At 63.9% G+C, this 26659-nt stretch carries 30 protein-coding genes, 1 tRNA gene and 1 riboswitch; of the genes, 17 read left to right on the top strand and 14 right to left on the bottom strand.

What is annotated here, in order from left to right; all coding sequences use genetic code 11:
- Nucleotides 1-82: 82 nt before the first annotated feature.
- Nucleotides 83-721: a peroxiredoxin gene (locus D1Y85_RS02025; RefSeq protein WP_124149338.1), complete on the bottom strand. Its 639-nt coding sequence runs from the start codon at nt 719-721 to the stop codon at nt 83-85.
- A 355-nt stretch (nt 722-1076) separates the two neighbouring features.
- Between D1Y85_RS02025 and D1Y85_RS02030 the strand changes: the two genes are divergently transcribed.
- The 3 genes from D1Y85_RS02030 to D1Y85_RS02040 all read left to right on the top strand — a co-directional run bounded on the left by D1Y85_RS02030 (nt 1077) and on the right by D1Y85_RS02040 (nt 2433).
- Entirely contained in the window at nt 1077-1379 is a 303-nt protein-coding gene (locus D1Y85_RS02030) for an ElaB/YgaM/YqjD family protein (protein WP_124149339.1), read from the top strand.
- 171 nt (nt 1380-1550) lie between these two features.
- Nucleotides 1551-1937, top strand: coding sequence for a phage holin family protein (locus D1Y85_RS02035; protein WP_124149537.1), 387 nt, complete (start codon nt 1551-1553; stop codon nt 1935-1937).
- 31 nt (nt 1938-1968) lie between these two features.
- The gene (locus D1Y85_RS02040; RefSeq protein WP_124149340.1) at nt 1969-2433 is read left to right on the top strand and encodes a DUF3318 domain-containing protein; all 465 of its coding nucleotides are present in this window, start codon (nt 1969-1971) and stop codon (nt 2431-2433) included.
- 20 nt (nt 2434-2453) lie between these two features.
- Here D1Y85_RS02040 and D1Y85_RS02045 read toward each other — a convergent pair whose 3' ends face one another.
- The 7 genes from D1Y85_RS02045 to glyA all read right to left on the bottom strand — a co-directional run bounded on the left by D1Y85_RS02045 (nt 2454) and on the right by glyA (nt 7082).
- Nucleotides 2454-2876, bottom strand: a complete 423-nt coding sequence (locus D1Y85_RS02045) for a type IV pilin protein (protein ID WP_124149341.1) — start codon at nt 2874-2876, stop codon at nt 2454-2456.
- Between the two features lie 27 nt (nt 2877-2903).
- On the bottom strand, nt 2904-3425 hold the full coding sequence (locus tag D1Y85_RS02050; protein WP_124149538.1) for a pilus assembly PilX family protein: 522 nt from the start codon (nt 3423-3425) through the stop codon (nt 2904-2906).
- Between the two features lie 5 nt (nt 3426-3430).
- A complete protein-coding gene (locus D1Y85_RS02055; protein ID WP_124149342.1) occupies nt 3431-4231 on the bottom strand; it encodes a PilW family protein in 801 nt (266 codons plus the stop codon).
- Entirely contained in the window at nt 4228-4641 is a 414-nt protein-coding gene (locus tag D1Y85_RS02060) for a hypothetical protein (protein WP_124149343.1), read from the bottom strand. Before D1Y85_RS02060 ends, D1Y85_RS02055 begins: the two co-directional genes overlap by 4 nt.
- The gene (locus D1Y85_RS02065) at nt 4638-5174 is read right to left on the bottom strand and encodes a GspH/FimT family pseudopilin (RefSeq protein ID WP_124149344.1); all 537 of its coding nucleotides are present in this window, start codon (nt 5172-5174) and stop codon (nt 4638-4640) included. Before D1Y85_RS02065 ends, D1Y85_RS02060 begins: the two co-directional genes overlap by 4 nt.
- 159 nt (nt 5175-5333) lie before the next feature.
- Complete coding sequence (nrdR, locus tag D1Y85_RS02070) at nt 5334-5816, bottom strand: transcriptional regulator NrdR (protein WP_124149345.1); 483 nt, start codon at nt 5814-5816, stop codon at nt 5334-5336.
- Between the two features lie 18 nt (nt 5817-5834).
- Nucleotides 5835-7082 (bottom strand): serine hydroxymethyltransferase, encoded by a 1248-nt coding sequence (glyA, locus tag D1Y85_RS02075; protein ID WP_124149346.1) that lies wholly within the window; start codon nt 7080-7082, stop codon nt 5835-5837.
- Nucleotides 7083-7305: 223 nt separating this feature from the next.
- A riboswitch (ZMP/ZTP riboswitch) is annotated at nt 7306-7485 on the bottom strand.
- Between the two features lie 170 nt (nt 7486-7655).
- Here glyA and ydfG point away from each other — a divergent pair.
- The 9 genes from ydfG (at nt 7656) to D1Y85_RS02120 (ending at nt 14218) form a co-directional block, all read left to right on the top strand.
- Nucleotides 7656-8402 (top strand): bifunctional NADP-dependent 3-hydroxy acid dehydrogenase/3-hydroxypropionate dehydrogenase YdfG, encoded by a 747-nt coding sequence (gene ydfG, locus D1Y85_RS02080; RefSeq protein WP_124149539.1) that lies wholly within the window; start codon nt 7656-7658, stop codon nt 8400-8402.
- A 77-nt stretch (nt 8403-8479) separates the two neighbouring features.
- A complete protein-coding gene (ybgC, locus tag D1Y85_RS02085) occupies nt 8480-8998 on the top strand; it encodes a tol-pal system-associated acyl-CoA thioesterase (RefSeq protein ID WP_124149347.1) in 519 nt (172 codons plus the stop codon).
- Nucleotides 8999-9128: 130 nt separating this feature from the next.
- Entirely contained in the window at nt 9129-9806 is a 678-nt protein-coding gene (gene tolQ / locus D1Y85_RS02090; protein ID WP_124149348.1) for a protein TolQ, read from the top strand.
- Nucleotides 9807-9823: 17 nt separating this feature from the next.
- The gene (tolR, locus tag D1Y85_RS02095; protein ID WP_124149349.1) at nt 9824-10270 is read left to right on the top strand and encodes a protein TolR; all 447 of its coding nucleotides are present in this window, start codon (nt 9824-9826) and stop codon (nt 10268-10270) included.
- Complete coding sequence (gene tolA / locus D1Y85_RS02100; protein WP_124149350.1) at nt 10267-11262, top strand: cell envelope integrity protein TolA; 996 nt, start codon at nt 10267-10269, stop codon at nt 11260-11262. The genes tolR and tolA overlap by 4 nt, the downstream gene beginning before the upstream one ends.
- A gap of 118 nt (nt 11263-11380) precedes the next feature.
- Nucleotides 11381-12673, top strand: a complete 1293-nt coding sequence (tolB, locus tag D1Y85_RS02105) for a Tol-Pal system beta propeller repeat protein TolB (RefSeq protein WP_124149351.1) — start codon at nt 11381-11383, stop codon at nt 12671-12673.
- Nucleotides 12674-12691: 18 nt separating this feature from the next.
- Entirely contained in the window at nt 12692-13201 is a 510-nt protein-coding gene (pal, locus tag D1Y85_RS02110; RefSeq protein WP_124149352.1) for a peptidoglycan-associated lipoprotein Pal, read from the top strand.
- Between the two features lie 24 nt (nt 13202-13225).
- Entirely contained in the window at nt 13226-13975 is a 750-nt protein-coding gene (gene ybgF / locus D1Y85_RS02115) for a tol-pal system protein YbgF (RefSeq protein WP_124149353.1), read from the top strand.
- A gap of 167 nt (nt 13976-14142) precedes the next feature.
- Nucleotides 14143-14218: transfer RNA gene (locus D1Y85_RS02120), tRNA-Lys, on the top strand.
- A 169-nt stretch (nt 14219-14387) separates the two neighbouring features.
- Here the strand turns inward: D1Y85_RS02120 and motB are convergent.
- The 4 genes from motB to D1Y85_RS02140 form a co-directional block, all read right to left on the bottom strand.
- Complete coding sequence (gene motB / locus D1Y85_RS02125; protein WP_124149540.1) at nt 14388-15377, bottom strand: flagellar motor protein MotB; 990 nt, start codon at nt 15375-15377, stop codon at nt 14388-14390.
- Nucleotides 15378-15818: 441 nt separating this feature from the next.
- Complete coding sequence (locus D1Y85_RS02130) at nt 15819-16400, bottom strand: YceI family protein (protein WP_124149354.1); 582 nt, start codon at nt 16398-16400, stop codon at nt 15819-15821.
- A gap of 61 nt (nt 16401-16461) precedes the next feature.
- Entirely contained in the window at nt 16462-17040 is a 579-nt protein-coding gene (locus D1Y85_RS02135) for a YceI family protein (protein ID WP_124149355.1), read from the bottom strand.
- 43 nt (nt 17041-17083) lie between these two features.
- The gene (locus D1Y85_RS02140) at nt 17084-17656 is read right to left on the bottom strand and encodes a cytochrome b (protein WP_124149356.1); all 573 of its coding nucleotides are present in this window, start codon (nt 17654-17656) and stop codon (nt 17084-17086) included.
- A 106-nt stretch (nt 17657-17762) separates the two neighbouring features.
- Here D1Y85_RS02140 and D1Y85_RS02145 point away from each other — a divergent pair, with 106 nt between their 5' ends.
- Entirely contained in the window at nt 17763-18680 is a 918-nt protein-coding gene (locus tag D1Y85_RS02145; RefSeq protein WP_124149357.1) for a LysR family transcriptional regulator, read from the top strand.
- Nucleotides 18681-18701: 21 nt separating this feature from the next.
- Here D1Y85_RS02145 and D1Y85_RS02150 read toward each other — a convergent pair whose 3' ends face one another.
- A complete protein-coding gene (locus tag D1Y85_RS02150) occupies nt 18702-19376 on the bottom strand; it encodes a ParB-like protein (protein WP_124149358.1) in 675 nt (224 codons plus the stop codon).
- 347 nt (nt 19377-19723) lie between these two features.
- Here D1Y85_RS02150 and D1Y85_RS02155 point away from each other — a divergent pair, with 347 nt between their 5' ends.
- Entirely contained in the window at nt 19724-20506 is a 783-nt protein-coding gene (locus tag D1Y85_RS02155) for a mechanosensitive ion channel family protein (protein WP_425466871.1), read from the top strand.
- A 168-nt stretch (nt 20507-20674) separates the two neighbouring features.
- On the opposite strand, the gene D1Y85_RS02160 is transcribed toward D1Y85_RS02155, so the two are convergent.
- On the bottom strand, nt 20675-21367 hold the full coding sequence (locus D1Y85_RS02160) for a VTT domain-containing protein (protein ID WP_124149360.1): 693 nt from the start codon (nt 21365-21367) through the stop codon (nt 20675-20677).
- A 134-nt stretch (nt 21368-21501) separates the two neighbouring features.
- Here D1Y85_RS02160 and mutL point away from each other — a divergent pair, with 134 nt between their 5' ends.
- The 3 genes from mutL to dalD all read left to right on the top strand — a co-directional run bounded on the left by mutL (nt 21502) and on the right by dalD (nt 26501).
- Nucleotides 21502-23610, top strand: a complete 2109-nt coding sequence (mutL, locus tag D1Y85_RS02165) for a DNA mismatch repair endonuclease MutL (protein ID WP_124149541.1) — start codon at nt 21502-21504, stop codon at nt 23608-23610.
- Nucleotides 23610-24587: a tRNA (adenosine(37)-N6)-dimethylallyltransferase MiaA gene (miaA, locus tag D1Y85_RS02170; protein WP_124149542.1), complete on the top strand. Its 978-nt coding sequence runs from the start codon at nt 23610-23612 to the stop codon at nt 24585-24587. Before mutL ends, miaA begins: the two co-directional genes overlap by 1 nt.
- 504 nt (nt 24588-25091) lie before the next feature.
- Complete coding sequence (gene dalD / locus D1Y85_RS02175; RefSeq protein ID WP_124149361.1) at nt 25092-26501, top strand: D-arabinitol 4-dehydrogenase; 1410 nt, start codon at nt 25092-25094, stop codon at nt 26499-26501.
- The last annotated feature ends 158 nt before the right edge of the window (nt 26502-26659 follow it).

The following is a 26659-nucleotide window of genomic DNA, read 5'->3' on the forward strand; positions in this document are numbered from 1 at the left end:
GAGCGTTTGAATCTGTCGTATTGCGAAAGCGCCGCACATCGTGCGGCGCTTTTTGTTTGTGCAAACCGGGCGGACTAACGCCTTACTTGTTCGGCTGCGGCGTGAGGCGCAAATACGGACGCAGCGCCTTGTATCCCTTCGGGAATTTTTCGCGGATGAGCTCTTCATCCTTCAACGACGGCACGATCACGACGTCGTCCCCCTGCTTCCAGTTGGCCGGCGTGGCGACCTGATGGTTATCAGTGAGTTGCAGCGAGTCGATCACGCGCAGTACTTCGTCGAAGTTGCGGCCCGTGCTGGCCGGATAGGTGATGATGAGCCGCACCTTTTTCTTCGGATCGATCACGAAGAGTGAGCGCACTGTGAGCGTCTCGTTGGCGTTTGGGTGGATCATGTCGTAAAGCGACGACACCTTCCGGTCGCGATCCGCCAGAATCGGAAAGCCGACGCTCGCGGCCTGCGTCTCGTTGATGTCCTTGATCCACTCGTTGTGCGATTCGGCCGTATCGACCGAAAGGGCGATCGTCCGGACGTTACGCTTCTCGAATTCGTCTTTAAGCTTCGCGGTCAAGCCGAGTTCCGTCGTGCAAACGGGCGTGAAATCTGCGGGATGCGAGAACAGAACGCCCCAACTGTCTCCGAGCCATTCGTGGAACCTGATAGGGCCGATGCTCGAATCCTGTTCGAAGTCGGGTGCGGAATCGCCAAGACGTAGACTCATGTTCAATGTCCTTGAATGGATGAAAGACTGTTGCGCAGCAGCGCTGCCAGTCCACGGAAAAGTAAGCGGACTTTGAAAAAAGAATACGGGAAACCTGGCGCGGAACAAACGAACATCGTTTCACACCGTTATGTGTTTTTGTAATTTTGGACGCAATGACGGAAACTTTACGGGACAGATCAACTCCATTCGATAGGGCCGCGATTTACCATGCGATACGCATCGCGATGACCTACAGCAAGACGGCGCACAAGCAACACGCGCTTTGCATGCCATGAATGCGGTGCGTCGCGCTTGCCAGCACCCGTTTCTTTGTTACGATTCACGCGTAACGTGATACGAAGGGAGCCAGTCAATGTCAGAAGTCAACAAGGAGAGGCTGATGTCGGATATCAAAACCGTCCTCTCGGACGCGGAGGACCTGCTCAAGCAGGCTGCGAGCGCCACCGGCGAGCGTGCGTCCGAACTGCGCGAAACGGCGCTTTCGCGCCTGAAGCAGGCCAAGGAAAAGGCGGCTGACGTTCAGGTCGTTGTCGTCGAGAAGGGCAAGAAAGCGGCCCGTGCCACCGACGACTACGTCCATGAGCATCCATGGACGTCGATCGGTATCGCTGCGGGTGTTGGCGTGCTGATCGGCCTCCTGATCAACCGCAAGTAACTGCATCGCGGGGCGCCCAGCGAGCGTGTGGGCGCGACCGGTCGCATGGACGTGGCCGGCCGCGCGGCACTAGCGCGCTCGTGCGCCGCCAGGTCCGTCAGGGGCCGTTGACCGGCGCGCTTTGCCGGACCGCACTCCTTGACGCATCCGCATGCGAAATCCGCTCTCGCCATGACGACAGATACCCAATCGCCGCGACCTGAAAATGGAGCACTGCGCCGCCTGCTCGGCTCCGCGTCCGCGATGCTGCAGACCAGGCTGGAACTGGTCGGCGTCGAGCTAGCCGAAGAGAAAGACCGCCTGTTGGGAGTGCTGTTCCTCGGCCTTGCGGCGATGATGCTCGTGTCGATGGCCCTGATCACCCTGACGGCGCTGATCGCGATCGCCTTCTGGGACACATGGCGCTGGCAGGCGCTCGCCATTATCACGATCGTTTATGCGCTCGCCGCGCTGTTCTGCGCGCTGAAGGCGCGCAATGGACTGCGCAACGCTCCGCTGGTGTTCCAGGCGACGCTGGAGGAGTTCGAGAAGGATCGCGAGATCTTTCGCAAGCCCTAGTCCCGGAACCGCTTACTGCCCATCCGAGAATATGAGCCGACCCCGACCGGATACCGCCTTCCGCCCCGCCCGCCCGCGCTCCCGCGATCTCTCGACACCGCAACTGCGCGCGTTGCGCAAGGAGTTGCTGATCGTGCGAGCAGGCGTGGAGCGCGCCGAGATGGCCGCTTCGATTATCGAGTTGCGTGAGAGCGTCGCGCGTTTTAACTGGCTTCGCTTTCTAGTACCGGGCCTTGGCCGCTCGCGCGGCCGCGGCCTTGGCGCAGGACTCGGCAATCTCCTCACGCAATATCCGCTTCTGAGCTCGCTCGTCTCCCTCATCCTCGCGAAGCCGCTGCGCGGCCGCGTCTTCTCGGCGGCACGCCCGATCATCAAGTGGGGCGCCCTCGCATTCGCCGCGTGGGAAGTCTGGCGCACGTGGCAACAAGCGCGGAGCGAGGAAAACCAGCCCGCGCGTAACGAATCGACCGAAACGGCGGACGATCAGGGCTACTGAAACACGCCCCACCGTTCTTTTCAGCGACCGCCCCAGCAGTCGCCCGTCGAGTCCGCCGACGCATTGGTTGTTATATTGCCTCGTATCCCCGTGGCATCCAGGGTGAAAGTGCCGCACACGTCGTCATACATCGGACCAGACTCCACCGGTGAAGCGGCTACCGCATACCCGCCATTCGATTCGTCCGCGGGCAAGAGTCTGAGCCGATAGACGGCCGTGCCCGTCGGCGGCGCCTGGTCCATACCGGACGGCAGCGACGTGGCCGCGGGCGTCTGCATATCGACGAACTGCGCCGCCCGATAGAGCGCTGTCATGGCGTCGATGCGATGACCTCGCGCGATCTGGCTACGGTAGGCCGGTGTCGCAAAGGCCGCCACGATCGCTACAGCCGCCAGCGTTATGGCGAGTTCCAGTAGGGTGAATGCCGCGGCTCTGATTCTCATCGCTTTCCTTTTGCGCACCAACGTTGTTTAGAACGGACGCGCGACGACGCGCCGCCAGTGTTTTTCGACGCGCGAACCAACGAACACGACCTGGGCCTGCAGCCAGCTCTGCGTGTCGTCGTCCGCTCCGAAGCCGCGCGCCGTAACGACGAACGCGCGTGCATCAGGACGACTGTCGATACGCCATGCCTCGATCAGACACTGCGGTGGCCGGACCGAGCCGGACCAGGCGGCAACCGGCGCGACGGCTTGTGCTTCGAAGGTGTCTTTGCGCCGCCAGCCATCGGGTTCGCCGGGCTGCTCGGGTAACGATGGCGCGACCATCGAACCCTCAGCGAGTGCCTGGCTGCAGAGCGACAACGCGGCGTCTGCGGCGTGGAAGGACACCAGGTGATCGGCGATGATGCTCGCATTGCGAGCTTCCAGCAGCGAAGCCTCGAACCATGCCGCCGACGTAACCAGCATCATCGACGCCATCACCAGCACGACCGGTAACGCGACGCCTCGCGGCACCGAAGACCCGCAGCGGCGACGACCGCGACCACGCACGCTGCTCAAGATGACTCACCTTGCTGATTGCGCAGCGTGATGTGCCGCCAGAACGTCTGACGCATGCGCCCATCGGTTGCTGCCTTCGACGCGCCGTCGCAATCCACATAGCTCACGCTGCGAGGAAACGGCGCGCCGCGCACCTGGACGCACAGATCCACGGCGACCACCGACGACCACTGCTCGCCCGCCAGCACCGAGGCGTCCACCGATTGCGTGGCGTTCGCCGGCCAGTAACGCAGGCGCAATAGTTCGACGCCCTCCACGAGCGGTTGCGCGGTACCGACGTTGCCCGAGCCTTCGCAATACAGCTCCGGCTCACCGGTCGAACCGCTCGCTTTGGCGTGGTAGCGGTTGACCACGTTGACACCCGTTGCACCGACCGCCTGACCGAGGCAATCGGTGACGAGGCCACCAGTCGACGGCCAGGTCGAGACGGTGTCGCCCACGTAGCGCACGGCGATGCCGTCTGACCGGCCCGACAATGATTTGCAGGTGAGACTGGTGTCCGCGCCAGTCGGACGCCCCCCCGCGCAACCGAAGACCGCGGAGCCGGAGAGACTTTGCGGGACGTCAGCCGGGGAGAATCCGGCGATCTGGATCTGCTCTCCCAGCAACGTCAGCGCGTTCATGCCCGCTTCGTGGATACGTGCGGCGTCGGTTGCAAGACGGAACGCCTGAACCTGCGAACGGTATGCGGCCACCGCTCCCGCTGCCACGACGAGGCCAAGGGCCACCGCGATCACCAACTCGAGCAGTGTGTGGCCGGTGCCGCTCTTCAAGCGAATGGGGCGGCGCAGCTTCATCGAGCGAATGCCAGTGCGACGCAATCTCGTCCGGAAGCGAGAGGCGCACCATTACAGGTCGATGGCGGCACGACGACGCCCGACGCGACCGAAAAACCAGTAAATGTCCACGATACCGTCGCATTTGACACACCGGACGCCAGGTTCGAGATTCCCGCGAGACCGTCCGGCACTATCGTAACGACACGCGCCTTCCATACGTCGAGTTCGGCGCCGGACAAGCTCGCAGCCTCCGCAATTGCATCGGCGGCGAATGCTGCCCGTTCGCGCGCAGCTACCGCCTGCGCGTTGCGGCCGAGCGCAAGCTGCGTACTCATCAACCCGAGCGTGCAAAATGCCATGACAGACATCGCGATCGCGACTTCAAGCAACGTCGTACCGCAGGCATGAAAGCATCCTCTCGGCCTCATGATGACGCCTTGCATGCACCGTCGCTAATACGCGCCCGCCCGCCGGCCGCGACGCGAATACAGCGGCGCCACGCCGCCCCGCTCGTAGCGGCGCTCACCATGCGCGGCGCGACCTCGAAGTCGCGCAGCACACCAATTGCCTGACCGGCTGGCGGTGTAAACGTGATAGCACTCAACGACGAAGCCACGCCGACCTCGTTGAGCGCCGGCTTCACGCGCAAATGCCTGAGCGCTCCCGCGACCTCGGCCGTCACGGCCCACCCGCACGACCAGTCGGCTGCACCGGACGGACACGCTTTACCGGACGCAAGACAATTGCCTGCCGTGTCGACGCGGCAAACTGTGACGCGCGTCTTTCGACGAATGGCCTCATTACGCGCGTAGGCAAGTGTGACGAGTAGCGCGTCGGCACGTGCGTTCACTTCGTCGCGCACGCGCCACGTTACGAAAACCGGCGTCGAAACCGTCGCGCAGATGGCCAGCAGGACCACGACGACCATGATTTCGATGAGCGAAAAGCCTTCGCATTTCATCAGCAATCCTTATTTTGATGGGATTGCAGTGAATCTACCGGCGAAACGCAGTCGGAACAATTAGCCGAACGGCCAGGTGGTGTGCAAGACGCACGCTCGCCACAATGCAAGCGTTACGAAAAACAGCGAGAAAGGGAGAAGAAAAAAATGCAGACAGGCTCAGCGTTTGCGCGGCGGTGTGCCGGCGCTGCTGGAACGGCGGAATTCTCCGATCACGTCCTCGAATTCGGAGACGTCTTCGAAGCGCCGGTAGACGGAGGCAAATCGCACGAACGCGACCATATCGAGTTCGCGCAACTCGGCCATCACGAGTTCCCCGAGGCGCTCGCTGCGCACCTCGCGCTCACCGCTGCCGAGCAATTGATATTCGATACGGGCAACCGCCGCGTCGATCGCATCAGCGGCAACCGGGCGCTTGCGCAGCGCCAGTTGCATGCTGGCCGCGATCTTGCGGCGGTCGAATTCCGTGCGGCTGCCATCCTTCTTCACGACTGCCGGCATCGACAGTTCGACCCGCTCATACGTCGTGAAACGCTTGTCGCAGGCCGGACAGCGGCGGCGGCGCCGGATCGCGGCGCCGTCTTCGGACACGCGGGAGTCCACCACCTGCGTGTCTTCGTGCCGGCAAAAGGGGCAGCGCATGATCGATCGGCCGAAGGATCAGCGATAGACCGGGAAGCGCGTCGTCAGCTCGGCCACCTGGGCACGCACGCGCTCGATCGTTGCGGCGTCTTCCGGGTTGTCGAGCACGTCAGCGATCAGGTTGCCCACCTGCTCGGCTTCCTTCACACCGAAGCCACGCGTCGTCATGGCCGGCGAACCGAGACGGATGCCGCTCGTGACAAACGGCTTTTCCGGATCGTTCGGAATGGCGTTCTTGTTGACGGTGATGTGCGCGGCGCCCAGCGCGGCTTCCGCTGCCTTGCCGGTGATCTTCTTCGCACGCAGGTCGACCAGCATCACGTGGCTCTCGGTACGGCCCGAAACAATGCGCAGGCCACGCTTGACGAGCGTTTCCGCCAGCACGCGTGCGTTTTCGACCACTTGCTGCTGGTAGGTCTTGAATTCCGGCGAAAGCGCTTCTTTGAATGCCACGGCCTTGCCCGCGATCACGTGCATGAGCGGACCGCCCTGAATGCCCGGGAAGATCGCCGAATTGATCTGCTTCTCGAATTCGGCCTTCATCAGGATCACGCCGCCGCGCGGGCCGCGCAGGCTCTTGTGCGTAGTCGTCGTGACGAAGTCGGCGTGCGGAACCGGATTCGGGTAGACGCCCGCAGCGACGAGGCCAGCGTAGTGCGCCATGTCGACCATGAAGTACGCGCCCACGCTCTTCGCGATCTTCGCGAAACGTTCGAAGTCGATGCGCAGCGCGAACGCCGACGCACCCGCCACGATCAGCTTCGGCTTATGCTCTTGCGCCAGTCGCTCGGCGGCGTCGTAGTCGATGTCCTCGGCTTCGTTCAAGCCGTAGCTCACGACGTTGAACCACTTGCCCGACATGTTGACCGGCGAACCGTGCGTGAGGTGGCCGCCATGCGCGAGGCTCATGCCCATGATCGTGTCGCCCGGCTTGAGCATGGCGAAGAACACGCCCTGGTTCGCCTGCGAACCCGAGTTCGGCTGAACGTTCGCGGCTTCGGCGCCGAACAGTTCCTTTACGCGGTCGATCGCGAGCTGCTCCGCGATGTCCACGTATTCGCAGCCGCCGTAATAGCGCTTACCGGGGTAGCCTTCGGCGTACTTGTTGGTGAGTTGCGAACCCTGCGCGGCCATCACGGCCGGGCTGGTGTAGTTCTCCGACGCGATCAGCTCGATGTGCTCTTCCTGACGGCGGTTTTCGAGTTCGATCACTTTCCAGAGTTCGGGATCGACCTTGGCGATGGTGCTTTCGGCTCTGTCAAACATACGGTTTCCGTTAAGTGTGTTCAGGTTGACCGGGGGTCGCGCGAATCGCGTAGCGGGTACGCGGCGCTGCTGGCAACAATTCTGAAAACGCGTTTGGTAACACATTCGGCAACGCGTTTGGCAAAATCGCCAGCCTTGACGTGGCGGAAGACGGTGCCGCACACGCGAGGCAGGACAGCCACGGGCGGTATCGCCCATGCAGCGCAGATTGAAGCGCGCGAATCTCGGCTGCCCAGGCGAACGGCAAAACGGCACCCTGCGCTTCACGGTGGGTCGTTCCACCTTGAGTTCCCGTGCCGGCCTGCGGCGCACATACCGCTGCGGTTGGCGCTGCAGTTGGTGCAGTCGGAGTTGCCGCCAGCTCTGCCATTCGGGAACCCTATCGCCAGTCACGCAGGGATTGAGCGCGTTAGTGTATTGGATGCGCCGGGAATAGGCAACCGCCGGCGCGAAGCCTCGTCCAGTCGGGCTTCCGAGGTTCCAGCCCCGGTTCTTCGCCGGCTTCCTTGCCGCAGCGCGTCAATGGAAGTAGGCTTCACCCTTTCTGCACCTTCTACCGATTTGGGAGCAACCATGATTGTCTTCGTCACCGGCGCCTCTGCGGGCTTTGGCGCCGCCATCGCCCGGTCCTTCGTGAAGGGCGGGCATCGCGTCATCGCAACCGCCCGCCGCAAGGATCGTCTCGATGCACTCGCCGCCGAATTAGGTGACGCACTCCTGCCGATCGAGCTCGACGTGCGCGACCGCGCCGCCGTCGAAGCGACTCCCGCCGTGCTGCCGCCCGAATTTGGATCCGTGGACGTCCTCGTCAACAACGCCGGCCTCGCGCTCGGCGTCGAACCGGCGCAAAAAGCCGATCTCGACGAATGGGAAACCATGATCGACACCAACTGCACCGGCCTTGTGCAGGTCACCCATGCGTTCCTGCCCGGGATGATCGCTCGCAACCGTGGCCACATTTTCAATCTCGGATCGGTAGCCGGGCGTTGGCCGTATCCGGGCGGCAATGTCTATGGTGCAACCAAGGCCTTCGTGCGCCAGTTCAGCCTGAACCTGCGGGCCGATCTCGCGGGCACGGCATTGCGCGTGACCGACATCGAGCCGGGCCTGTGCGGCGGCACCGAGTTTTCGAACGTGCGTTATCGCGGCGACGACGCCAAGGCTGCCAACGTCTACAAGGACGTCCAGCCGCTCACCGCCGAGGACATCGCCGACTCGATCTACTGGATCGCCACGCGTCCCGCGCATGTGAACATTAATACGATCGAACTGATGCCTGTCGCGCAGTCGTTCGCCGGATTGAGCATCCATCGCGGCTAAAGGGCAGGATCAAGACTTTCGGGCCGGCCTCCGCTGTCAGGTGGACGAAAGTCAGTACACCAGCGCGTTCCGGTAGAATGCGCGGCATGGAAAGATCCACCAGTCAGACGGGCGCGGCCCCGCCCGGGTCCGCGCAGGACTTTACGTGGCAGGTTCGCGTTTATTACGAAGACACGGACGCCGGCGGCATCGTGTTCTACGCGAACTATCTCAAATTCTTCGAGCGCGCGCGGACCGAATGGCTGCGCGCGTGCGGCGTCGACCAGCGCCGCCTCGCCGAGGAAAACGGCGCGCTCTTCGTCGTGCGCAGTACGGCCATCGACTATCGCGCGCCGGCCCGCCTCGACGACATCGTGACGATCACCAGCAAGATTGAGAAGCTCGGCCGCGCGTCGGTCGACTTCATGCAGGAAGCGTGGCGTGGCGAAACGCTGCTCGCAACAGGGAGCATTCGCGTCGCCTGCGTCGAAGGCGCCACCATGCGCCCCGCCGCCATTCCGGACCACGTGCACGACGCGTTGCGCCGTGGGCCGGGCAACGACGCACCGGCCGTGTCAACGGCCGCGCAGTTATTTCCGTTGATACGACGCCAGTGAACTCGCGCCAGTCAATTTGGGACCAAGCAGGGTTCGACCGCACTCGCGCGGAGGATTCCCGCTTGCACGCAGGAAGCCTCGCAACGCCAAGCCGCCGCTCGCCCTTTGCGGGACGTTACAACGAACCTATATGAACTCAACTCAAGATCTTTCGATCATTTCTCTCGTTCTTAATGCGAGTGTGCTGGCTCAGGCGGTAATGGGGCTGCTCCTGCTGCTCTCCGTGATTTCGTGGACCTTTATCTTCCGCAAGTGGTTTGCGATTCGCCGCGCCCGCACGCAAACCGAGCGCTTCGAGCGCGATTTCTGGTCCGGCGGCGACCTGCAGGCCCTGTATCAGAGCGCCGCGAACAACCGGCACACGATCGGTGCGCTCGAACGCATCTTCGAATCGGGCATGCGCGAATTCCTGAAGGCGAAAGAAAAGCGCCTGAACAATCCGGACGCCGTGCTCGACGGCGCGCGCCGCGCGATGCGGGCCGCGTTCCAGCGCGAGATGGACGCGCTTGAGGCCAACCTGTCGTTCCTCGCATCGGTGGGTTCGGTCAGCCCGTATATCGGTCTCTTCGGCACCGTCTGGGGGATCATGAACGCATTCCGCGGTCTCGCGAACGTGCAACAGGCGACGCTTGCGAACGTTGCGCCCGGCATCGCCGAAGCACTCACCGCAACCGCCATCGGTCTCTTCGCCGCGATTCCGGCTGTCGTCGCCTACAACAGCTACGCGCACGACATCGACCGCCTCGCGATTCGCTTCGAAACGTTCATCGAAGAGTTCTCGAATATCCTGCAGCGTCAGGCCCACTAATCTTCAAGGAGTCGGAGATGGGAGGCTCAGTTCGATCGAGCATGCGCGGCAACCGCTCGCGCCGCGCAATGGCCGACATCAACGTCGTGCCGTACATCGACGTGATGCTGGTGCTGCTCGTGATCTTCATGGTCACGGCGCCGCTGATCGCGCCGTCGATCGTCAACCTGCCGACTGTCGGCGGCGCGGCGCCACAGCAGCAAACGCCACCGGTCGTGGTCAACATTCGCGCTGACGGAAATCTGAGCGTACGCTACAAGGATGATTCCGGCGCCAGCCAGCAGGAAGACATGACGCGGGCCGACCTCGTCGGCTTCGTCGCCCAGCGCGAGCAGAGCCATCCCGACCAGCCGGTCGTGATCGCGGCCGACAAGTCCGTCAAGTACGAGACCGTGATGAACGTGATGTCCGACCTGAAGGCACAGGGCGTCAAACGCGTCGGACTGCTCGTTAAACCGCAATGACCCGCAAGCAATCCAGCTATCCGGTACAGCCTCCGCGTGATCGCGGCACGGGACGTGCTTTTCTGCTTGCCGTGCTGATGCACGTGCTGCTCGGATTCTTCCTGTATCACGGCATCCACTGGCAGAACAGCACACCGGCGGGCGCGGAAGCCGAACTGTGGACCGAGGTGCCGGACACGTCGACGCCACGGCCAGTGGCGCCGCCCGCGCCAGTCGCCCCTGCCCCACCGCAGCCGTCAGAGGAAGCCGACATCGCGCTACAGCAGCAAAAGCGCAAGCAGCAGGAAGCCGCGCGTCAGGCGCAGCTCGCCGAGCAGCAGCGTCTGCAACAGCAGCAGCAACAAGAAGCCGAGGCGAAGCGCCAGCAGCAACTCGCGGCCCAGCAGGCGGCGCAACTCGCCGCGCAACAGAAAGCGGCGAAGCTCAAGCAACAGCAGGAACAGCAGGCCGCGGCCGCGAAGCTCAAGCAACAGCAACTGGAAGCGCAGAAGAAGCAACAGCAGCAGGAAGAAGATCAGAAGCAGGCGCAGCTCGAAGCGCAGAAGAAGGCCGAAGCCGATAAGGCGGCCAAAGCCAAGGCGCAAGCCGACGCGCAGGCGAAGAAGATGGACGCCGAACGGCGCGCGCGTATCGCGCAAATGCAAGGCCTCGCGGGTGGTGGCGAGAGCGCTGGTGGCAACGGTCTCGCAAAGAGTGGCACGGGTAGCGGCGCGGGCGGTACGGCAGCTTCGTCGGGTTACGCGGAGAAGGTGCAGCGCCTCGTGCGCCAGCACATCATCTGGCCCGGCTCGACGGAAGGTCTCGAAACGGTGGTAGCGGTGCGTTGCGCGGCCACCGGGACGCTGCTCAATGCGACCATCACCCGTTCCAGCGGCAATCCACAGTGGGACGCCGCGGCTTTGCGCGCGGTCCAGCAGTCAGATCCGATGCCGCTCGACAAGGACGGCAAGGCACCATCGAGTTTTACAATTATCTTGCGCCCTGGCGGTTGAGGGCGGCCCCAGGGGGCGCAGGCGTGCAATAGCGAATTAGCGGAACGATTAGCGCTTATTCGGGTCTCTTTGCTGTTGCACGATGTTACAAAATAGCTCTTTCAGGAAACATCACAGCATGAGTTTGATGACAAAGCTTGGTCTGCGAACCCTTGTCGCGTCTTGTTTGATCACGGCCGGCAGTGCGGCGCATGCGCAACTCAACGTACTCGTGACGGGTATCGGCTCAACCCAGTTTCCGATCGCGACGGCAAATTTCGCCAACGAGGCGAGTTCGCCCGAACAGGTGAGCGCCATCGTGCGCGCGGACCTGGCGCGCAGCGGCAAGTTCACCAACATCGATGCGGGTAGTGCGCCCGTTTCGGAGAACGATTCGGTTGATCTCGGCAGCTGGAAAGCCAAGGGCGCGAACGCGTTCGTGTCGGGCAGCGTGAACAAGCTCGCGAACGGCCAGTACGAAGTGCGCTTCAAGCTTTACGACACCGTCAAGGGAGAAAGCCTCGGCGGCCTCGTGCTCCAGAGCCCCCCGAGCGGGCTGCGCATGAGCGCGCACAAGGTCGCGGACTACATCTATCAGAAGCTGCTCGGCGACCGCGGCGTGTTCGCCACGCGACTGTCATACGTCATCAAGACGGGCAACCGCTATCAATTGCAGATTTCCGACTCCGACGGCCAGGACGCGCACATCGCACTGTCGAGCCCGGAGCCGATCATCTCGCCGGCGTGGTCGCCCGACGGCACCAAGGTCGCCTACGTTTCGTTCGAAAAGAAGAAACCGATCGTATACGTGCATGACCTGCCGACCGGCCGCCGCGTGATCATCTCGGACCAGAAGGGCAACAATTCGGCGCCCGCCTGGTCGCCGGACGGGCGCACGCTCGCCGTTGCACTGTCGCGCACTGGCAACACGCAGATCTTCGCCGTCAACGCCGACGGTAGCGGTCTGCGCCGCCTCACGCAAGGCACGACGATCGACACGGAACCCACCTACTCTCCTGACGGCCAGTGGATTTACTTCACCAGCGATCGCGGTGGCCAGCCGCAGATCTACAAGATGCCAGCCCAGGGCGAAAGCACTGGCGCCGCGCAGCGCGTAACGTTCACCGGCAACTACAATACGAGCCCGCGGGTCAGCCAGGACGGCAAGCAGCTCGCTTACATCTCGCGAACGGGCGGCGGATTCAAGCTGTACATCCAGGACCTGCAGTCGGGCGTCGCAACGGCGCTCACCGACACCACACATGACGAATCGCCAAGCTTCGCGGCGAACGGTCAGTACATTCTTTACGCCACTCAGGTGAACGGCCGTGGCGTGCTGGCCGCTGTATCGACCGACGGTCGTACGCGGCAAATCCTGTCCGTTCAGGGCGGCATCGTTCGCGAGCCGTCCTGGGGCCCCTTCATGCAATGACACTTCAGGAGAGCAAAAATGATGTCGAATAAAGTCCGCTTGACCTTGGCCGTTTTGATGATCGGCGCGCTGGCAGCGTGTAAGTCGGGTGTCAAGCCCAACGAAAACGCTAACGCTGGCGCTATGAGCACGCAGCCGAACCCGAACGCTGTCGCGCAAGTGAACGTCGATGAACTCAACAATCCGAACAGCCCGCTCGCCAAGCGCAGCGTGTACTTCGACTTCGACAGCTACACCGTGCGCGACGAGTTCCAGTCGGTGCTGCAAGCTCACGCGCAGTATCTGAAGGCACATCCGGAGCGTCACGTCCTGATCCAGGGCAACACCGACGAGCGTGGCACGAGCGAGTACAACCTGGCACTGGGCCAGCGTCGTGCTGAAGCCGTCCGCCGTGCACTGTCGCTGATGGGCGTGCCGGATTCGCAGATGGAAGCTGTCAGCCTCGGTAAGGAAAAGCCGGTTGCGCTCGGCCACGACGAAGCATCGTGGGCGCAGAATCGCCGTGCTGACCTCGTGTACCAACAGTAACCGACGTATTGGATGAAGGGGCGTATGTCGCACCGTTTCTCCCCGCTGCGGACAGCCGCAGCAGCCTGCGTGGCTAGTGTCGCTTTCATGTCGATGCCGGCGCACGCGGGCCTCTTCGATGATGATCAGGCACGCCAGGCGATTCTCGACCTGCGAGCGAAGACGGACAACCTGGCTGGCCAGCTGTCCGCCGCGCAACGCACGATTCTCGATCAGTCCAACCACCTCGACCAGCTGAACCAGCAGGTCGCGACGCTGCGTGGGCAGAACGAGGATCTGGCGAATCAGTTGGCGACCGTGCAGAAGCAACAGAAGGACTACTACACGGATCTGGACACGCGTATCAAGAAGTTCGAGCCGCAGCAGCAAACCGTGGACGGCATGCAAGGCACGGTCCAGCCGGGTGAGACGGACGCGTTCAACGCCGCTTCGCAGCAATTCCGCAGCGGTGACTTCAAGAACGCTGCAGCGTCCTTCCGCAGCTTCATCGCCAAGTTCCCGGATAGCCCTTACCAGCCGACCGCGCAGTTCTGGCTCGGCAACGCGCTCTACGCGCTGAAGGACTACAAGGGTTCGACGGCGACGTGGCAGAACGTGGTCAAGAGCTATCCGCAGCATCCGCGGGCGCCTGAGGCCCTGCTCGCGATTGCGAACAATCAGATCGAGCAAGGGCAGAAGGCCGCGGCCAAGCGCACGCTCGAGCAGATCGTTTCGCAATACGGTAGCTCGGACGTGGCCCAGACGGCGCAGAGCAAGTTATCCCAGCTCAAGTGAGCGCTGCTGGACGCGGTTTCGCGCGGCACTCGCCGCGCGACACGCCTCTCGCGTGAAGATACAAAGGCCCGGGGCACGGTGTGTCCCGGGCCTTTGTCGTTCCTGAGCGCGGGCGGCAGCGTCGTTGACACCGGGCCCGGCCGCAGCTATAATTCCGCTTCTCTTTTGGGTCGTTAGCTCAGCTGGTAGAGCAGCGGACTTTTAATCCGTTGGTCACAGGTTCGAATCCCGTACGGCCTACCAAAAGATTCAAGGGCTTAGCTTCGGCTAAGCCCTTTTCTTTTGGGCAACCCGTTTTGTGCAATCCACGTGTAGCCCTGCCAGAAATTGGCGATCGGGGTAGCCCGGGGACAGCCACCTTCGCCCGCGCAACACAAACCGAACCGCCAGATACCGCTCACGAGCATTCCACCTATCGCCGCGCCGCAGCGACCGCGGGTACGGTGAGCCCTGGCAGCGGCGAGTTTCGTGCACCCGCCGCATCATCGGGGACGGTTGTCGTCGTTGATGTGTCGTCCTGCATGAGCGCCATTTCCGACTTCTTGTTGAGGACGATGATGCTGATGCGTCGGTTCTCCGGATCCAGCGGGTCTGCCTTGTTCAGGTTCTGCGTCGCAGCGAGTCCAAGGACACGCATAACCTTGCCAGTGTCGAGGCCGCCTGCAATCAACTCGCGACGCGACGCGTTCGCCCGGTCAGTGGAGAGTTCCCAGTTGCTGTAGCCCTTCTCACCGTCCGGGTACGGAACGGCGTCCGTGTGCCCCTGAACAATGATCCGGTTGGGTACGCTGTTGAGCGTGCCTCCGATCGCCCTGAGGATGTCGCGCATATACGGCTCGACCGTGTCCCGCGCGGTCGCGAACATCGGGCGCTTCTGCGAATCCACGATCTCGATACGCAAACCCATGAGCGTCGAGTCAATGCGGATCTGTTGTTTGTATTGCCGAAGGGCTGGGTTGGCCTGTAATGCCGCCATCAACTTGATCTGAAGGTCATGCAGACGAACCTGCTCCTGCATCGCGATATTGCCGCTCTGCAGTTTGGTGGCGTCGTCGTCCGCCCTCTGCGCTGAGTGCGCGGCCCGGTCGATGCGCCCATCCGTTTGCCGGGTATCGCCCTGGCGATCAATGGCGACGTCCCGGCCTCCAGCCTTGAGGGCGCCCGAATCGACAGCGCTGCGGTCCCCACTCCACAAGGTCAGTTTGAGGGGCTGTTTGAAGTAGTCGGCGACCCCCTGAACCTGAACTGTTGTCTCCATGGTCAGTAGCCACATCAGCAGGAAAAAGGCCATCATCGCGGTCATGAAGTCCGCGTAAGCGAGCTTCCACGCCCCACTGCGATGAACCTTGCAATCGGGCATGACGTGCCTCACGACGATCTTTCGATCCCTGTTCCTCCCCATCACCGATTCTCCCAGGCTGGTTGACTGCGCCCGACTCCGTTGCCTCTTGCATGAATAGTGGTCCATGCCGCCGGATAGCTGAATTACGGCAGAATCGCAGGTAGTCTTGATCGCCCAAGGTTGCCATTGGACAAACTATCGAAGTGCCGGTCCGCGCTTTCAGTCACCAGGATGCATCTGGCCGTTCCATCGGCACCGCATTTTCAAACGACCGCACATCCTCCACGCTTTGCTCGAAGTGCCTTACAAAATCCCCCAAGGGCATCTCGAAAGCTCTGATGCGTGCATCTCATCAGAGCATCCACCGCTGTGCGCTATCGCTTGGCAACTCGTCCGAAACCATAAAAAAAAGCCCGCGCACATCACGTGCGCGGGCTCTTTTGTGCCACGCGAAGCGCCATCGACACGATGGCGCTTCACATCATCGCCGGATACCGGGTATCAGTCGGCCTTGACGCCTTCCACCTGGATCTGCAGCGTCGTCGCCATCTTGAAGCCGTAGCTCTCACCCCAGTTCACGCCGTAGTCGGCACGGTTGAACTCGGCCTTCGCGTCGGCGCCGCACACTTCGCGCTTGAGCATCGGGTTCTGGAAGCACTTGAACGAATCGATCTTCAGGTTCAGCGGCTTCGTCACGCCATGCAGCGTGAACGTCCCGATCACTTCCACCGGCTTGTCGCCGTCAAAGCGGATCGACGTGCCCTTGTACGTCGCAGTCGGATACTTGTCGATGTCGAGGAACTCGGTCGAGCGCACGTGCTTGTCGAGCGCGGCGTCGCCCGTGTCGATCGACGAGGCGTCGATGGTCACGTCCACCGTGCCAGTCTTCGCAGCGCGATCGAGCACGACCGTACCCGACGACTTCGTGAACTTGCCGCGCCACACCGAAACGCCGCCGAAGTGATCGGCTTCGAAGCTCGGATACGTGTGTTTCGGATCGACGTTGTAGGTGGTCGGGGCGGCAATCGCGGGCGTCGCGATGGCGGCGGCGAGCGCGGCTGCCGCGAAAATCGTGGTCTTCATGACGTGATTCCTGATAGGGGTTAAGCGGGGTTAGCCGGATGAAACGAAAAACGCGCGCGCGTCAGTGCGCGGCGGTCACGATGTGAAACTTGATTTGCACGTCGTCGGCGACGACCGACGTGTCCTTCCACTCGCCCGTGCCGATGCCGTACACGAGGCGCTTGATCGGCAGCGCGCCGTCGAACACCTGGTTCGCGCCGTCCTTGTGGTACTGCACAGGCAAGACGACGTCGGTCGTCTTGCCCCGGATCGTCAGCTTGCCCGCCACGGAATATGCGCCGTTCGCGCCCGGCTGAATGCGCGTGGAGACGAACGTCGCATGCGGGAAATGCGCGGCATCGAACCACTCGTCGCCCGCGACTTCCTGGTTGTATTCGGGCGCGCCGATGTCGAAGCTCGCGACATCGATATCGATCTTCGCGCTCGCGGCCGCGACGTTGGACGGATCGAAACGCACGTCGGCGTTGATACGGTTGAAGTGGCCTTCCACAGGTACGTTCATCTGCTTGAAGACCGCGGTAACGGAGTTTTTCGCGGCGACGGCAGCCGCGGCGTTGGCGTTCGCGCCGAAGCTCACGCTGAAAGCTGCGGCGGCGGCAAGCGCGGCCACTGATGCGGTATGGGCGAGACGTTTGATCATGGCGGTCGATCCGGTGGTGAGGAGTGTCACGGGGACGTTGGGTTCAGTCGCGCGGCGTGCCGAACGGCAACATGCGCGCGAGGATATTCTGCCGGTCAAGCACGTGATGTTTGACGACTGCGAGCACATGCACCGCCACGACGGCGAGCAGCGTGTAATTGAGTGCGACGTGGACCGTGCGCAGCAGCGCCTTGAGCGCAGTATCGGGGCCGATCAGCGTGGGCAACGGCCAGATGCCGAGATACACGACCTGTATGCCCGCCGCCGAGCTGTAGAGATAGCCCGTCACGGGAATCGCGAGCATCAGGACGTAGAGCGCCGCGTGCCCCGCATGTGCACCGAGCCGCTCCCACGCACGCGTGGATGCTGGCAGCGCGGGTGCGGAATGCGTCGCGCGCCACAGGATGCGCACAAGCACGAGCGCAAGCACGCTCACGCCGATCCACTTGTGCCACGAGAAGTAGCGCAGTTTAGTGGGCGTGATACCCGGAATGTCGGTCATCACCCAGCCGAGCGCGAAGCCCCAGATGATCATTGCGGCAATCAGCCAATGCAGCAGCATCGCGACGCCGCTATAGCGGCGGGCGGGCGACAGAGGCCGGTTTATCGTGTTCATCGTTCAATCAGCTCCGTTACGGGTGAGGCGCACTTTACCAGGCGGAAACTATTCAAACAATCGTATAAAATGGATCATTATTATCCAGTTTATCGATAGGTCACCTATGGACCGCTCGCCTGGTATCGAACAACTGCGCGCTCTGATCGCCGTCGCCGAGACTGGTAGTTTCTCGGCGGCTGCGCGGCGGCTCGACCGTGCGCAGTCGGTCGTGAGCTATACGATCGCGAATCTGGAGGCGCTGCTCGGCGTCGCGCTCTTCGAGCGCGGCAAGCGCAAGCCCGAACTGACCGCCGCCGGCCGCGCCATCCTCGCCGACGCGCGGCGCCTCGATCTCATGATGGCCCAGCTCAACGCGCGAGCCACCGGGCTGCAGCGCGGACTGGAAGGCGAAGTATCGGTGGCGGTCGACGTGATGTTTCCGTCGCAACGGCTCGTGAACGCGTTGCAGGCCTTCGCCCAGGCGTTTCCCACCGTCGCGCTCAATCTGACGATGGAAGCGCTCGGCGGCGTGCTCAAGCTCGTGCTCGACGGCGACTACTCGCTCGGCATCAGCGGCCCGAATAACAACTGGCCGCACGTGATCGAGGCCAAGACGATCGCAACAGTCGAACTCGTGCTCGTGGCGGCCCCCTGCCATCCTCTTGCGCAAGCGGACCAGCCGGTGCGGATTTCCGATGCGCGCGAGCACACCCAACTCGTGTTGACCGACCGCAGCCGCCTCACCGAAGGACAGACGTTCGGCGTGTACAGCAATCGTGCGTGGAGGCTCGGGGATCTGGGCGCGAAGCACCGGCTGCTGCTCGCAGGGCTGGGCTGGGGATCGATGCCGAAGCATCTCGTGGACGCCGATCTCGACGCCGGACGGCTCGTGCGAATTGCTCTCGCGGACCGGAGTTCGGTGAACTACAGCGTTTCGCTGATCCATCGCGTGGACGCCGCGCCCGGTCCGGCCGGGCAGTGGCTGAGCCACTATCTGTCGAGGGGCGCACCACCCGGCGAACCGCTGCCGGACGCAGGCTGAACGGCCAGCCCGCGTGAAGCGTCAGGCCTTTGCGCGCTTGCCCGCTCCCTTCCCTGGCAAACGCGCGGGCGCCGCCGCAGGCACGACACCCGACCAGCCCGGCAGATAGCGCGCATCGGGTTCGTGAGCATGCGCGAGCGCTGCCGCAAGCGCCTTGTCGAAGTCCTTGCGCACGAGCGTCCTCGCCACCTTCAGGCGCAGATAGTCGGCCCAGAGGAATTCGCTGAACGGTGTCGTGTCCTTCGCGAAGCCGCCCGCCGTGCGCAATTCACCCGCGAGACTGCGATAAGGATCGTCGGCGAGCCCGGTCAACTGCTTCGGCAGGTCGCCAAAATCGCAGCGCTTGCCTGCGGCGTCGAACGGGTGCACCCACTGGTTGTGCTCCATCATGCGCCAGAAGAGAGTCGGCTCGAGCCACGACAGATCCTTGAGCACGGTGACGCGCGCGCTTTGCACGCCCTCCTGCAGCCACGCGAAGCCGAGGTGATGATGGTCGACCACGTAGTAGCGTTCCTTCGGGCCGAGCACGGCCGGAAACCAGTGCGAGTCGATGGCCGCCGCGCGGCCCTTCTTGTCGAGCGATGTCCAGTGCGCGCGCTTGGCGTTCACTTCGCGGTAACCGACGGTGATCTGCGTCGGGCGCAGTTCCTCCAGTTGCACAGTGATCAGATGCAGATCGGTGTTCGGCAGTATCATGGTCGCACCTCGTTTTCATGTGAGTGTCACAGGCGCAACAATACCGTCGAACGGTGACGTTTTGCGCGTCTCATGTCCCAGGCGCGGCTTTATCGTGCCCGGTTGCGTGACCTCATCAAGCATGGCCTGAGCGCCGTGCTGCCGCACCTCGCACCTGTCATCAGGGAGCGAAAACGGGCGCGGGCCACCATCATCGCCATCGCGCGTCCGCCAGCTTCGCCCCCCGGTCGTATCGGCAATATTCGGCATCCTTCGGCAACACCCGGCAGCATGGTTCGAATCACTCCGACTCACTCACCGACTCAAGCGAGGGCATCTTGGATCTCGACACCATCCACTCGTTCATCATGACCCGGGGCATCGACTTCGGGACCAAGGTCCTTGCCGCGATCGTGCTGTGGTTCGTCGGGCGCTGGGCCATCAACCTGATCGCGAGGCTCCTGCGCAAGATGCTCGGGCGCAACGAGCGCGTCGATCCAACACTCGCGCACTACCTCAGCTCCATCCTCGCCGCGCTCTTGAACCTGCTGCTGATTCTCGCGATCCTCCAGGTGTTCGGTGTGCAGACGACCTCGTTTGCAGCACTGCTCGCCGGCCTCGGTCTCGCGATCGGCACGGCCTGGGGCGGCCTGCTTGCCCACTTCGCGGCGGGTGTGTTCATGCAGGTGCTGCGGCCGTTCAAGGTGGGCGACTTCGTGACGGTGGGCGGCGTGACCGGCACCGTGAAAGAGCTTGGCATCTTCGGCACGACGATCGTTTCGCCGGACAACGTCGTCAACATCGTCGGCAACAACAAGGTCTTCTCCGACACCATCACCAACTTCAGCGCCACGCCCGTGCGGCGCGTCGAGCTGACCGCGAAAATCGCCAATGGCGTCGATCCCGTCGATGCAGCGAAGCGCCTGCGCGCGGCCATCGACAAGATCCCGAACGTCGCGACGGACCCGGCGCCCGACGTCGAAGTGCTGTCGTTCACGCCGGAAGGACCGCTCCTGTGCGTGCGGCCGTACACGAAGAACGACACCTACTGGCAGGTCTATTTCGACACGAACCGCGCCATCGTCGAGACCTTCAGGGACGCCGGATATCCGACGCCGGAGACGCCTTCCATCATTCGCCGCGTGGGTTGACGCACGCGGCGCGTCCATCGCCGGCAATTCGCGCGCAGGCTAACGATGCACAGCCGGCGCACAGCCTCAAAGTAAAACGGCATCGCCAGTCGGACTGGCGATGCCGTTATTCGTTGGCGCGGCTTGCACAACGATCACGATTCGTACGATTCGCGCGCCGTGCAGAGATCAGCGGTTGCCGTCGGGGCGGTGAACGCCGTCATCCTGGCGCGGATTCTTGCGCAGCATCTTCCACACACCGCCGATGGCCACAGGCACGACCGCAGCACCAATACCCACGAGCACGATCACATTCAGGTACTGGCGAATGAACGGGATGTTGCCGAAGAAGTAGCCGAGCAGCACGAGCAGCAGCACCCAAAAGAACGCGCCCGCGAAGTTGAAAAACTGGAAGCGCTTCATGCTCATCTGCGAGATGCCCGCGACGAACGGCGCGAACGTTCGCACGACCGGAATGAAGCGTGCGAGCACGATGGTCTTGCCACCGTGGCGCACGTAGAAGTCGTGGGTCTTCTGCAGCGCGGCGCGGTCGAGGAACCGTTCGAGCCCGCGAATGCGTGTGTTGAACACGGCAGGCCCGATGGCGCGGCCGATCAGGTAGTTGACCGTATTGCCCGTAATTGCGGCGACGAGCAGCAGCACGATCAGCGCACCGAGGTTCATCGCACCCGCAGCGGCGAACGCACCGCCGATGAAGAGCAGCGAATCGCCCGGCAGGAACGGCACGACCACGAGCCCGGTTTCGGCGAACACAATCAGAAACAACACGCCGTAAACCCAGGCGCCATATTGCTGAATGAAGACTCCGAGGAACTTGTCGATATGCAAGACAAGGTTGAGGAACTGCAGCAGCGTATCCAAAGGTGTCCCTTTTTGGCTTATGGGGCGAGAAGGAAATTGACCGCGCCATCATACCGAAAGTGCCTGGCCGTCACGAATAAATCCCGTCGGACACGCCGCCGGGCCGCGCCTGCCGACTCGCTATAATGACGCGCATGTCATCGTATTCCGATCCCACCGACGCCGCCGGCCCGGCCCGCGACGACACCGCCACGCAAACCGCCGCATCGCGGGCCGCGCAGCCCGCCCGCGCAATAGCGGCGCTTCCCGACCAGCTCATCAGCCAGATCGCCGCGGGCGAAGTGGTCGAGCGGCCTGCGTCGGTCGTCAAGGAACTGCTCGAGAACGCACTCGATGCGGGCGCTTCGACGCTGCGCATCCTGCTCGACGAGGGCGGCGTGAAGCGCATCTCCATCACCGACGACGGCTGCGGCATTCCCGAGCGCGAACTGCCACTCGCGTTGATGCGACACGCCACGAGCAAGATCCGCTCCCTCGCCGAACTGGAAAGCGTCGCGACCCTCGGGTTCCGCGGCGAGGCGCTGGCTTCGATCGCGTCGGTCGCGCAGATGTCGATCACGAGCCGCCCCGCCGACGCGGCGCACGCCGTCAAGATCGATGCGGACACCGGCTCGCTTGCGCCCGCCGCGGGCGGCCAGGGCACGACCATCGAAGTGCGCGAGCTGTACTTCAACACGCCCGCGCGCCGCAAGTTCCTGAAGAGCGAGCAGACCGAACTCGGCCATTGTCTCGAGATGATCCGCCGCTCGGCACTCGCACGACCCGATGTCGCGATTTCGGTGCTGCACAACGGCCGCGCCGTTGAGCACTGGAACGCGAGCGATCCGACCACGCGCGTCTCGAAGATCCTCGGCGATGCGTTCGCCACCGCGCACCTGCCGCTGGACGAGCGCGCCGGGCCGCTCGCCGTCTACGGCTGCGCCGGCCTGCCGACCGCGAGCCGCAACCGCGCCGATCAGCAGTATTTCTTCGTCAACGGCCGCTTCGTGCGCGACAAGCTGCTCACGCATGCCGTGCGCGCCGCCTACGAGGACGTGCTGCACGGCGACCGCTATCCGTCGTATGTGCTGTTTCTCGACCTGCCGCCCGAGGCCGTCGACGTGAACGTGCATCCGTCGAAGATCGAAGTGCGATTCCGCGACTCGCGCTCGATTCACCAGTTCGTGTTTCACGCCGTGCAGCGCGCACTCGCGCGGCATGCCGGCGCTTCTCCCGAGACGACATCAGGCGCTCATGCCGCGTTCGTCGAGCCGCGGCCCGCGCCCGGCGCGAATGTACCGGGCACGACGCCGCACGGTGCGGCGAGCGGTGTCGGTGAATCGGGTGGTTTCGGCACGGCACGAGTCGCGAGCAGCTTCGGCGGGTCCGGTTCTAGCGGCAGTTCGGGCAGCTCAGGTGGCAACTTCGGCGGCGGCACGCGTTCGTCCGGCTTCATGACAGGCGGTGGCAGCGGCAGCAGTTCGGGCAACACCTGGCTGCGCCAGTCGCGCATGACGCAGGGCACGCTGCCCGTCGCGCAGCCGCTCGCGCTCTACGACGCGCTTTTCGGCCGCAAGGACGTGGGCACCGGGACGCCGCAAGGGTCAACAGTGCTGCAGGCCGAAGACGGCGCGGCAAGCGTCGCACCGCGCGAAGCGCACGCCTTCGACCCGAGCGACGATCAACCGCTCGGCTTCGCGATCGGCCAGATTCACGGCATCTACGTCCTCGCGCAGAACGCACAGGGCCTCGTGATCGTCGACATGCACGCCGCGCACGAACGCATCCTCTACGAGCAATTCAAGGAGGCGCTCGCGCAACGCTCGCTGGCCGTCCAGCCGCTCCTGATCCCGCTTTCGATGACCGCCGATCCCGTGGAAACAGGCACCGTCGAGGAAGAAAAGGCCACGCTCGAAGCGCTTGGCTTCGACCTCGCCGTGCTCTCACCCACGTCGATCGCGATCCGCGCCGTGCCCGCCCTGCTCAAGGACGCCGATCTGGCCGCGCTCGCGCGCGCAGTGCTCGCGGATCTGCACGCCTACGGCGGCTCGCGCGTGCTGACCGAACGCCAGCACGAGATGCTCGGCACGCTCGCGTGCCATCACGCGGTGCGCGCGAACCGGCGCCTGACGCTCGACGAAATGAACGCGCTGCTGCGCCAGATGGAAGCCACCGAGCGTGCCGACCAGTGCAATCACGGCCGGCCGACGTGGTACCAGTTGACGCTCGGCGACCTCGACCGCCTCTTCATGCGCGGTCAATGATGTCCGGTACTGCTTCCGGCGACGGCGTGCTGCCGGTCGCCTGCCTGCTCGGCCCGACTGCATCGGGCAAGACCGCAGCCGCGCTCGCGTATGCCGCGCAATCCGCGGCGCAAGGGCGCGTGGTCGAGATCGTCAGCGTCGACTCGGCGCTCGTCTATCGCGGGATGGACATCGGCACGGCCAAGCCGTCCGCCGCCGAGCGCGCGGCGGTGGTTCATCATCTGATCGACATCGTCGATCCCGCCGACGCCTACTCCGCCGCGAACTTCCGCGCCGATGCGCTGCGCGTGACCGGCGAGATCGTCGCGCGTGGAAACGTGCCGCTGCTCGTGGGCGGCACGATGCTCTACTATCGCGCGCTCACGCACGGTCTGAATGACCTGCCGGGCGCCGACGCCGAAGTCCGCGCTACGCTCGACGCCGACGCCGCCCGCGACGGCTGGCCCGCGCTCCACGCACGCCTCGCCGAGGTCGATCCCGCTACGTCCGCGCGCCTCGCGCCCAACGACTCGCAGCGTATCCAGCGCGCACTAGAAGTGTTCATGCTCACCGGCCAGCCAATGTCGACGTTGCTCGCGGCACCGACGCCGCGCGCCGACCTCGCCGCGCAGTACCGCTTCGTGCCGGTCGCGCTCGAACCGTCCGACCGCAGCGTGCTGCACGCGCGCATCGCTGTACGCTTCGACGCGATGCTGGCGGCTGGCTTCATCGACGAAGTGAAAGCCCTGCGCGCGCGCGGCGACCTTCACCCGGGGTTGGCTTCGATGCGCTGCGTGGGTTATCGCCAGGCCTGGGAATACCTCGACGGCGCCACCGACTACGACACGATGCGCGACAAGGGTATCTTCGCGACGCGCCAGCTCTGCAAGCGCCAACTGACGTGGCTGCGCTCGATGCCAGAGCGGATCGTCGTGGATTGCTGTGCGACGGATGCTACGGCGCAGGCTGTGGCGGCGGTGACAAGCGTTGGTGACTGAGGCGGCGCTGGAACGCGAATGGCGTACGGCATCGAGAAACTCGGGCACGTCGAACGGTTCGTGATCTGCACGCCGCAACCCTGAACGCGGACGTAGTGCATCCAACGGCATTGCGGGCCGGAATTACCTCAGTCACCTGCATTCCGCCGGCTGCAGGCCAACCCAACCCATCAGCGCGGCCCGACGCGCTTGTGCGGCACAGCAAGACACCCGATGGCCCGCAACACGCGTACTCACGCGTGCCGCACACCCACTATCGCGCGGCACCGCGCCACGAAAACCCACTGTAGCCGTCTTGACTTTCGCCCGACCGGCAACGATCATTAGTTCACAAATAGAGCAATTGCTCTGTCCGAGGTACTGAACCAACCCTGGACGCGCAGTCGATGCGCGCACTCCGTACCTCTCGGCTCTGCATGGGATCGCACCAGGTGCTATGGGCCAACGCAGGCGCTGATGTGCCAGCCTTGGCCAATACGCCAGTGCGACCGAAAGGAGACACACATGAACAGCGAAGGCACCAGCCCAAACGTTATCCTGCACATCGGTGCCGGTTCGTTTCACCGGGCGCATCAGGCGTGGTACCTGCATCGCGTGAACCTCTCGCGCGAACCCGGCGAGGCGGCCTGGTCGCTGACCGTCGGCAACATCCGGTCCGACATGAACGCCGTGCTCGACGCCCTCGTAGCCCAGCACGGGGTCTACACGCTCGAAACCGTCACGCCGCATGGCGAGCGCAGCTACGAAACGATCCGTTCGATCACGCGCGTGCTGCCGTGGTCCGCCGACCTCGCGGGCCTGATCGAGGCAGGCGCCGATCCCGCGTGCAAGATCGTCGCGTTCACCGTCACCGAAGGCGGCTATTACCTCGACGAACACGACCGCCTCGACACCGCGAACCCCGACCTCGCCGCCGATCTCAACGGCGCGCGCACGACGATCTACGGCGCGCTCGCCGCGATACTCGAAGCGCGCATGGCGCGCAACGGCGGCCTCGTCACGCTGCAGACCTGCGATAACCTGCGCAGCAACGGCGATCGCTTTCACGCGGGCATGCGCGAATTTCTCACGCGGCGCAACGCGAGCGCCCTGCTCGCCTGGTTCGACGCGAACACGGCCTGCCCGGATTCGATGGTCGACCGCATTACGCCGCGCCCCACACCCGATGTCCGCGAGCGCGTGAAAGCGGCGACCGGCGTCGACGACACGTGCCCGGTCATGGGCGAAGCGTTCATCCAGTGGGTGATCGAGGATCGCTTCCGCGCCGGCCGCCCTGCGTGGGAGCGCGCGGGCGCGGAACTGGTCGCGTCGGTGAAGCCGTATGAGGAAGCAAAAATCCGCATTCTCAACGCGACGCACAGCTGCATCGCGTGGGCGGGCACGCTGATTGGCCTCAACTACATTCACGAAGGCACAAGCGACGCCGATATCCGCGCCTTTGCCCGCCAATACGTGAGCGAAGACGTGATTCCCTGTCTCACGCCGAGCCCGCTCGATCTCGCGAAGTACCGCGACGTCGTGCTCGATCGCTTCAGCAATCCGTACATTCAGGACACGAACCAGCGCGTCGCCGCGGACGGCTACTCGAAGATCCCCGGCTTCATTACGCCGACGCTTGCGCAACGCATCGCAGCCGGTGCGACGCCTGCCGCGACGGCGATGCTGCCCGCGCTCTTCCTGCGCTTTCTCGAACGCTGGCACAAGGGGACGCTGCCGTACACGTATCAGGACGGCGTCATGGACGAAGCCGCCGTGCACCGCATGTTCGAGGCCGACGACCCGCTTGCCGTCTTCTGCGCCGACAAGCTTCTGTGGGGCGGACTCGCCGGCAACGCAACGCTCGGCGGCGCGATGCGCGATGCGCTGGCACGCGTCGATGCGTGGCTCGCTGCACGCCGCAGCGCACAGGCTTGAGCGGGGCGTCGCCATCGTCACCATCATCACGTTCGCTCGCCCGCATGCGCCGCGCCGCGCGCACGTGCGGGTTCGAGCGCCGGGCCCCCGGGTCGCCGCGCATGGCGCTGCGCACGCCAGGCGGCTAAAGTAGCGCATCTCCCCACGACTTCGCGCGC

The organism is Paraburkholderia dinghuensis (genome assembly GCF_003837865.1).
In the GTDB taxonomy this organism is placed as follows: Bacteria; Pseudomonadota; Gammaproteobacteria; order Burkholderiales; family Burkholderiaceae; genus Paraburkholderia; species Paraburkholderia dinghuensis.